We start from the raw sequence: 8,130 nt of genomic DNA, 5'->3' as shown, positions 1-8,130 counted from the left end.
TTTATGGCACCCGGGCACACATCCTGGAACCTGGACCGCTCCTGAATGTGAGTCACAGAACCGGCAAACACTTCCCTGACCTCAGAAGGAAAAAAAAACTCCGGAAAGGGAGGCTGAAATATCGTTACAGTGAGATATCACTCATCAATACGGCAGCAGTAAACAGGAAAAGTTCCTTATACAGACCGGAACCTGTCTGAATGCCGGTATCTCACTGCCGGTTCGTTCCTGTGACGATTTCAGAGAGAGTGGCGACGTGACGGGCAAAATCAGCCTGTACCTCACTGCTGCACAGATTAACCGATGCGCCTCCATCCTCATCGATGAGAATACGTTCCCCCTTCTCTTTTGCTTCCTCTATATCACTCCGGGACATCATTTTTAAGAGCATCTCTGAGCTGCTAAAACAATGTTTAATCATACTGAACATGCTTAATCCTAGAGTCATTTACGTCCGTAATGACGATGTCTTCCGGATCGCCCCGGAAATGAACATCAAAATTACCCGGACCCACCCACTCGCATGTGGGTAATCCCGCGGGCTGCAAAGGTTTGATTACGCCTAATAAATCCAGCACTTCTTCAAGTGTTATTTATTGACCGACCAGTGAGTCCGGTGAAGGCCAAAGTTCCCAAGTCCCAGCGCCTGTGAATAACGTTAAAAATCACGTAGTGTGCATTTACCTAAACACTTATTTATTGTGAAATTAAATTAAATCAAATATTTTTTTCTTTTTTATCCTTAATTATTTTTAGGTTATTAATTCTGCCTATTCATTATTAATGACAAATCTGGAGAATCATAATCATCTTCTCCGGTTCGGTTAAGAACACAACGGCATCATCTCGAGATAATTGAGAGTCTCCTGATTCAGCTGAAGGAGGTTGTTCCGGATATCCTCGGACGTGGATTCAAATAAGCATGATACAGGGAACTTTTCTTTTCCCTGCATATTCTGAAAAAAGTTATAAATCTCACCTGCCACGATAAAATTAAGCATGCACTCTTCCTGTTTCCGTGGGGACCTGAGCAAACAGGTTACTGTCGATCATTTCAGACAGCAGGTTCGTGGTCAACTGATGTTTTTGCGTCTTTTCTTTTTTTACTCAAAGCCAGACCTATGACTCAGAACTTCAGACAGGCGGGGCTTTTACTCTAATCATTCACCGTCCAGGCACTGAGCCTGGAGAGCCTGGTACGCCCCCTCCCCCGCCAGTTTCGCCGTAACCCCATACGCGTCAGCAGGTTACGTTAAACACCACGCCCGTTTATCCGCCTGACGCCCCGCTGTTTATTTCCGTCCGTCTAGGTTATTCTCCTTATACGGGAGAAAAGCAGGAAAATGGACGCAGATTAAGGATATTAAAAATATAAGCCCATCAGCCTTGTAGAGTGAGATATCTTACAAAAACAATCAGAATGTTGGTTTACGCTCCTAACTTCATTTACTTTACTAAACTCACTCGCTCACCTTTTATCATCTCTATCAGCTATGAGATCTTTTCAAATCACCGTGGTGAAACTCTAAAATCCTAGCTTTACATAATTAGTATTATGTAAAGTTAGGATCCATTTGGGATCCCGAGTATGATAGGGTCATAGCTGTCGCGGCCCGACTGCGGATCATGGCAGCGCTGTGTGAATTCTGACGGGCTCTACCCCTGCCAGTCCCTCAGAATTCACGTAGCGCGATCACCTAAATTCTGACTGTATTGTGAGCGACTATGAGCGAAAATGTTCAGACCCCGGCCATCATCGCCGCTATTCAGGACGACAGCGACATTGCGGCACGGCTCAGGGAGTTTGTCCAGGACAGGGACGCCTTTTCATCCAACACCTGGTCGCAGCTGATGAGCGTGATGGCGGTCTGCTGGCGGTGGTCCCGGGAGCATCAGCGCAGCTTCCTGCCGATGCATTCCGCCGATTTGCGCGACTACCTTTCCTGGCTGCAGGCGACGGGAAGGGCGTCCACAACCATTTCGGCGCACGCCTCGCTGATTGCGATGTTACACCGTAACGCCGGCGTCATGCCGCCCAACACGTCACCCCTGATTTACCGCGTGATGAAAAAGATAAACCGCCAGGCGGTTCTCGCGGGCGAACGCACCGGACAGGCCGTGCCGTTCTGCCTTGCCGATCTCAAGCGGATTGACGGCTGCTGGGCAGGCTCCCCGCGCCTGCAGGATCTGCGAAACCTTGCTTTTCTTCACGTGGCCTACAGCACTTTGCTGCGCATCAGCGAGCTTGCGCGCATCAGGGTGGGTGACGTTTCCCGCGCTGCGGACGGCCGTATTATCATTGACGTTTCGCACACCAAGACCATCGTGCAGACCGGCGGGCTGACCAAGGCGCTGAGCAACTTCTCCAGCCGCCGGCTGACCGAATGGATCGATGCTGCGGGGTTAGGTAACCAGCCTGATGCCTACCTTTTCTGCCGGGTGCACCGCTCCAACAGGCCGCTCCTCCCGGCCAACCGGCCGCTGAGCCGGCCGGCCGTTGAGGACATCTTCACCAGGGCCTGGCAGGCCACCGGAGAGGCCTCTCCCCAGCGGCCAAACAAAAATCGCTACAGAGCCTGGAGCGGTCACAGCGCCCGCGTGGGTGCCGCTCAGGACATGACCCGTAAAGGGTATCCCGTTGCCAGGATCATGCAGGAAGGAACGTGGAAAAAGCCTGAAACCCTGATGCGCTACGTCCGTAACGTCGACGCGCACACCGGCGCGATGGTAGATCTTATGGAAGACGCCTCCCCGCCCCACGATGAGGGGTAGTGACCTGCACGTCGCCGGCCATAGCGGATGAGAATATGGTGTTAGCTGTCCGCAATATTTATCCACAGAAAATGTGAACAGCCTGTGCATGAACGGGTATAGCTCCGGCAGCCAGAAGCTAAAAAGCACAGGGCTGTACGATGCGGGCGTTTAGCCGGGACCGGGAGGTAGAACACATATTGGCAGTAAAAGGTGGTTTAGGAACCGGAGTGGGCGGCGATGACGGGCATTGATATTATTTACAGCCTATATCTCTGCCGACTCACACACCGCTTAACATTTTTAGCAAGAAGAAGGTTTACTCGAGGTTCTCAGATCGCTTTGAGCGAAAAGTGGACGTTTATGACCGCTATTTTTATATTGTTGCCTTCGAAGAACCCTCAGGGTGCCAACTGCTATTTTACTCATTCATTTACGGGCCCCCTGTCAGCCTACGCGCTGAAAGTCAGCCATCTTAAAAGATTTTTTATTCAGTGCGTCAGTTCCACCATAAAAACGCATGGCGGGGAGTGGTCTTTTACCGGATGTAGGGATCCAGTTATTTTCAAGGCCTTCGGGGGGGTAGGACCAACGTAAATGGTTACGCTACCGTCAGCGTTCTTTTTCATCTTTTCCAAATCGTAGGACGAGAGAGTGGTACGTCCGCTCTTGCTGTAAATGAACGACATAGTGTCACGGTTATAGACGGTTAATGCCCAGAACTGTTTCACGGGCATCTGCGCAGGAACATCGAGCTTGTACATCTGCCCAGCTTCCAGCGAGGTGCCATCAGCATCCGCCAGCGCCATCAGGTACTGTGTCGCAGGCGAAGCCGAGAGTTGTTCCGGCATATAGGTACACCAGAAATACTCTGCCGCACGGTTGATTAGATCAATGCGGTCTTCATAGACAAAAGTGAAACGGTTATTCTTGTCTGCCTGTAGCAACGACGCGTAATGTCTGTCGGGCCAGTAGAGTTTTTCCTTCGGAAAGTTATCGAACCATTGCTGCATGAAAAACCAGGCGTCAATGACGGCCTGGCGCATTGCCGTCCGCGCGGTATTATCCGGCTCAAACGGTTTGCCCCGCTCAATGCCCAATGAAATCAGCATTCCCATCATCACTTTATCCTGCTCGCGTACCGGCTCAACGCTCAATACCGCATGCATATCCTCGAAATGACGCTCATCGTAAAACGGCAACGTCGGATAAACCCTGTCGCTGGGATCAACAAACTTCTGCGCCGGCGGATTTCCGGTTTCGCTGAGATAGTACATTCGCAGCTTTTTAGAGTAGTGGTAGGCATCGTCTGCCGTCTTTCCTGCTGCGGGCACGGAGCGGAATGCAAAGGCGATACGAAAGTTGGGTGACGGCACATGGAGATAGCCCTTTGGAATCGCCTCTTTATAGCCCGGCGGTGTCAGCAGATATTTAGACTTCATGCCCTTGTCCATGCCGGCTGGACCTACGTCCGCAATGGTGAATTGCCAGGCATCTACAATCTGGCCGTACAGGCTGCCTTCCGCATTGGCCTCGGGGACCTCAAGTACTACCGGACCTTTTTGCAGGTCGGTAAAAACGGTAATGTAGGGTGTGGTGCTGTTGGCAGTGATGGCCTCGAGCTGCGGTGTCGCGGTCCGGGAATAGGCCACGATGTCATTGTCCTTCATCCCGAGATTGCTGAAGGCTGCACGCCGAAACTATATATCGCCACTGCCGGCATATTCCACAATACGGCTTCAAATGCGCGCTGGTACTTAAGCTGGTAATCGAAATTGGCCACCGAGCACACCGCTCCGGCAGGTGGCATGCCCCCCATCGTTTCACCTTTATCACCGGCGCCATTTCGCAGTGGAATATTCAGCGATTTTGCCCGGGCGACCGACATATGCCTGAGCACGGCGAGACCTGCGGCGCTGCCAAACGCCAGGCGGTAAAACATTCTTCTGGAAATATCCATGATAACGGCTCCGTAAATGCAGGGGTATTTTACAGGTATCAGCACTGACCTATCGATACTGGCCAGCTGGACGACCACTGGAGTGAGTCTAGGAAGGATTTATGGTTAGGGCAACATGCTGAAACAGAGTGAATATTTGAGATATGTCTATAATCATTCTGAAAATAAGCCAGTCGCAATGTGATTTTTTTGACACGGCTTAATGCGACGTCCTGTCGTAAATCATCCTCGCCAGAAGTAACGCGATTTTCAAAACTTCTCAGCTCTGAAGGATTTGATGATGAAAGCTCAATCAGGATTGCCCGAAGTTTTTGCTGCTCATGGATTCGTAGCCGCTCATTGCAGCCGGTCAGGACCCACGCAGGTGAACAATCCGCTCGCCAATATGATCGTGTTCAAGACAGGACAGGCCTATGTTTAAAAAGAAAACGTTAATCGCCAGTGCACTGGTGCTCTCAGGAACGACCGGATCCATGATGTCTTTAGCTGCTGAACAGACCTATCAAGATCCCCTCCTGACGCTTCAGGGCTCGCCAGAAGTTTTTTAAAAAAGGGATGGATGTTGATGGTTACAGTGCAGCCGTGATGGCATGGAGCTGGGGCTATTCCATCGTGCGTATGGAGCAGGTCGCACGGGAGTATACAGATGTTCCGTCACCGAAACCGGCAACCAGCTATCGTGCGCCGCTTAATCAGATTGGCTGGGCGACTGAACTGGCCACTGTACTGAATTGCAGCTATGAGAATATTTCGAGTGATAAGATTGAGGAAGTAGTCATGCCGCCACAAAGCCTCGTCATTACAGGCTTTTTCAGTCAGAGTTATGTAGAGGTGGAATGACCATCTTCATTGAAAAAAATTGTCAGGACTATTAACACTGCCCACCGAAACCAGGATTTCTTGAACCATTTTAATGTGCGTTGCTGACCCTGACCTACTCGTTGAAGGATCGAGGGCAGCTATGAGCAAGGAGCGGACATTGGGTTTCCGCTTAGGAAATACTAATATCATGGTGTCGTTAAACTATTGAAGCCATTTTATGAGGAGTAAATATGTACGGACCAGATCCAACCAGTGTCCATCCAATGCAGGGTTTCCCACAGGTTTGTTTTATCAAAAACACTGTGAAAAACCCCAACATCATTATTGGTGATTTCACTTATTATGATGACCCTGAAGACTCTCAAAACTTCGAGCGAAATGTTCTCTATCACTTTCCGTTTATTGGTGACAAGCTTATCATTGGAAAATTTTGCGCTATAGCAAAAGGCGTTCAGTTCATTATGAATGGGGCAAACCATAAGATTGCGGGCTTCTCAACTTTTCCGTTTTACATCTTCGGAAACGGATGGGAAAAAAGCATGCCTCAAGCGGGTGATCTGCCATATAAAGGCGATACAGTGATTGGTAATGATGTATGGATTGGTTATCAGGTACTGATTATGCCAGGAGTTAAAATTGGCAACGGAGCAATCATTTCATCACGGTCTGTAGTGACTTCTGATGTCCCGTCCTATTCGGTTGTGGGTGGCAATCCGGCCAAAGTCATCAAGAGACGTTTTACAGAAGATACCATCCTGACACTGGAAAAACTGGCATGGTGGGACTGGCCGATAGAAAAGATTACCCGGAACCTCACGGCAATAATATCCGCTGATGTTAAAGCATTGCTGGACGAATGATTGCCAACGTTTGGCTTACGTATAGTCAAGATACGCCATATCCGCTTCTGGCTCGAAGCGTGCGTTCGAGGCAAAACCGCAAAGAGTCAAAGCGGACGTTTACACTATGATAATTTTTATGATGCTGGTAATTTTTTCGTGGGCGCCGCCATCGCTTTGAGAAAGAGCAAACCAACTGTAGGTGGAGATAAGGCGGCTGTCACACGAAATCTTCACTTTCTAGTCCAGGCGCACGAGGGGACCCATTTGGCATGTCATAACCCTACGGATCCAGTCGTTCCCGCTGGCTAATCAGTCTAGAGGTCGATGTTGCAGATACACATGCTTAATGACGCACAAAAAAAGCCCGCTTGGCAGCAGACTATCCTCACTATACACAGGGTTGGATCTAATGAGGTTCACGATAGATATCGTTTTTAAAGAATAGTAGTACTGAGGCTAAGTAAAAATATCAGAAGATAAAACCATCAGATTAGCCATATTTTTTATCCAGAAGATCAAACATTTTGTAAACAAAACCAGCATGCGGGAGTCATCGCAAGTTTCTTTTATAAGAGACTTTTTATCGTAAGCACCGGGCTTATTTGAAGGTGGATTTGCTACGTTCTAATAAAAAAACCGGCCATCTAGGCCGGGAAAGAACAATATTACACTCGTACAACACATGGCAATCACCACATGTGTAGATTTAATAGCCTACTATGCTCGAAAAGCTATGGCTTCATGTATGTTCATTAAGCACATAATTTCGGAGATTTCTAAGGAAAAGTGCAGTTAAGAATTGATTAAAAACTGAGTTATTGCTGAATGTAACAAAATCGGCACGCGTCGGGCGATTTAATCTGACTCTGATAAGGCCGATCAACCGGTCATCCCTAGCTTTATAAGGACGGTATTTCTTCCCACAGGAATTTCTCACTTCTCTTTATCTTCTGCAGGAGGAACATACCAGTTCGACCTCGTCACAACTACAGGCAGATCGGGCTGGCTGATGAAATTAGGTGACATGATTTGCACGCCGAATTCATTGAAAACATCCTGTATATGGCCATGGAGACAACTTCTTACACTAGCCAGTGACTCATCTGCCTTAAGCCGGACCTGAAGTTCATACGCCACGTACCAGTCCTGCAACGCCAGCTGGCGCACCAGTGGGGAAATGTCTCGATTGATACCTGACGTGCGGCTTGCGGCAAGTTCCAGCATAGCTTCAACCTGCCGCCAGGGCGTGTCATAACCAATGGTTACGCTGGTTGTCATATTGACGCCTTCGCCATGAAGCGTTGCACTCAGATTTACAATCCTGCCGCTGACTACAACCGCGTTGGGGACCGTCACCTCGTAGTTCTCACGCGTCTGAATTTTGGTTGCCAGCATGCCCACCTCGCTGACGACCCCCTCATGATCGGCAATCCTGATTATGTCGCCTTTTCTCAGCGCACGGGAATAGGTTAGCACCAGCCCGCTCATGGCATGGTTCATAACGCCTGCCGAACCCAGTGTCAGCATTAGTCCGAAGAAAACGCTTATCCCTTTGAAGGCGAGTGAATTAGCTCCTGGTAAAAATGGATATGCAGCTGACAGGGCGAATAACCAGATGACGACGCTGATAAGTTTACGGGTCACGCCAACCGTATCCGGATGCAGGCCCGGCAGGTTTAATTGCCCATTCTCAACACGCCTAAGTACCAGTCTGAGTAATCGGGTAACCAGCGCCGTAATGAGGAATATGACGAC

General features: G+C 49.2%; 8 protein-coding genes. 4 read left to right on the top strand and 4 right to left on the bottom strand.

Annotated elements, in window-relative coordinates:
• Positions 1-211: 211 nt before the first annotated feature.
• Positions 212-430 (bottom strand): hypothetical protein, encoded by a 219-nt coding sequence (locus tag WCC56_RS10090; RefSeq protein WP_424692238.1) that lies wholly within the window; start codon positions 428-430, stop codon positions 212-214.
• Between the two features lie 1,295 nt (positions 431-1,725).
• On the opposite strand from WCC56_RS10090, the gene WCC56_RS10085 reads away from it, so the two are divergent.
• Positions 1,726-2,772 carry a tyrosine-type recombinase/integrase gene (locus WCC56_RS10085; RefSeq protein ID WP_424692237.1) on the top strand — a complete coding sequence of 349 codons (1,047 nt, stop codon included), beginning with the start codon at positions 1,726-1,728 and terminating at the stop codon, positions 2,770-2,772.
• A gap of 470 nt (positions 2,773-3,242) precedes the next feature.
• Here the strand turns inward: WCC56_RS10085 and WCC56_RS10080 are convergent, their stop codons facing one another.
• On the bottom strand, positions 3,243-4,421 hold the full coding sequence (locus WCC56_RS10080; RefSeq protein ID WP_424692236.1) for a DUF1254 domain-containing protein: 1,179 nt from the start codon (positions 4,419-4,421) through the stop codon (positions 3,243-3,245).
• Positions 4,418-4,711, bottom strand: coding sequence for a hypothetical protein (locus tag WCC56_RS10075; RefSeq protein WP_424692235.1), 294 nt, complete (start codon positions 4,709-4,711; stop codon positions 4,418-4,420). The genes WCC56_RS10080 and WCC56_RS10075 overlap by 4 nt, the downstream gene beginning before the upstream one ends.
• A gap of 413 nt (positions 4,712-5,124) precedes the next feature.
• Between WCC56_RS10075 and WCC56_RS10070 the strand changes: the two genes are divergently transcribed.
• The 3 genes from WCC56_RS10070 (at position 5,125) to WCC56_RS10060 (ending at position 6,393) form a co-directional block, all read left to right on the top strand.
• Positions 5,125-5,259: a hypothetical protein gene (locus WCC56_RS10070; protein ID WP_424692234.1), complete on the top strand. Its 135-nt coding sequence runs from the start codon at positions 5,125-5,127 to the stop codon at positions 5,257-5,259.
• A 7-nt stretch (positions 5,260-5,266) separates the two neighbouring features.
• On the top strand, positions 5,267-5,551 hold the full coding sequence (locus WCC56_RS10065) for a hypothetical protein (RefSeq protein ID WP_424692233.1): 285 nt from the start codon (positions 5,267-5,269) through the stop codon (positions 5,549-5,551).
• A gap of 212 nt (positions 5,552-5,763) precedes the next feature.
• Complete coding sequence (locus WCC56_RS10060; RefSeq protein ID WP_424692232.1) at positions 5,764-6,393, top strand: Vat family streptogramin A O-acetyltransferase; 630 nt, start codon at positions 5,764-5,766, stop codon at positions 6,391-6,393.
• 915 nt (positions 6,394-7,308) lie between these two features.
• On the opposite strand, the gene WCC56_RS10055 is transcribed toward WCC56_RS10060, so the two are convergent.
• A partial coding sequence (locus WCC56_RS10055) for a mechanosensitive ion channel family protein (RefSeq protein ID WP_424692231.1) occupies positions 7,309-8,130 on the bottom strand: 822 nt, incomplete at its 5' end.

Origin of the sequence: Erwinia sp. (genome assembly GCF_049696395.1) — a bacterium.
Taxonomy (GTDB): domain Bacteria; phylum Pseudomonadota; class Gammaproteobacteria; order Enterobacterales; family Enterobacteriaceae; genus Erwinia.
This window is presented reverse-complemented; position numbering and strand designations above follow the sequence as displayed.

What these genes read in the sequence shown, in the direction of transcription:
- WCC56_RS10075 (WP_424692235.1), bottom strand. Translation starts at nt 4,711, where the DNA reads ATGGATATTTCCAGAAGAATGTTTTACCGCCTGGCGTTTGGCAGCGCC.
- WCC56_RS10085 (WP_424692237.1), top strand. Translation starts at nt 1,726, where the DNA reads ATGAGCGAAAATGTTCAGACCCCGGCCATCATCGCCGCTATTCAGGAC.
- WCC56_RS10080 (WP_424692236.1), bottom strand. Translation starts at nt 4,421, where the DNA reads ATGAAGGACAATGACATCGTGGCCTATTCCCGGACCGCGACACCGCAG.
- WCC56_RS10070 (WP_424692234.1), top strand. Translation starts at nt 5,125, where the DNA reads ATGTTTAAAAAGAAAACGTTAATCGCCAGTGCACTGGTGCTCTCAGGA.
- WCC56_RS10060 (WP_424692232.1), top strand. Translation starts at nt 5,764, where the DNA reads ATGTACGGACCAGATCCAACCAGTGTCCATCCAATGCAGGGTTTCCCA.
- WCC56_RS10065 (WP_424692233.1), top strand. Translation starts at nt 5,267, where the DNA reads ATGGATGTTGATGGTTACAGTGCAGCCGTGATGGCATGGAGCTGGGGC.
- WCC56_RS10090 (WP_424692238.1), bottom strand. Translation starts at nt 430, where the DNA reads ATGTTCAGTATGATTAAACATTGTTTTAGCAGCTCAGAGATGCTCTTA.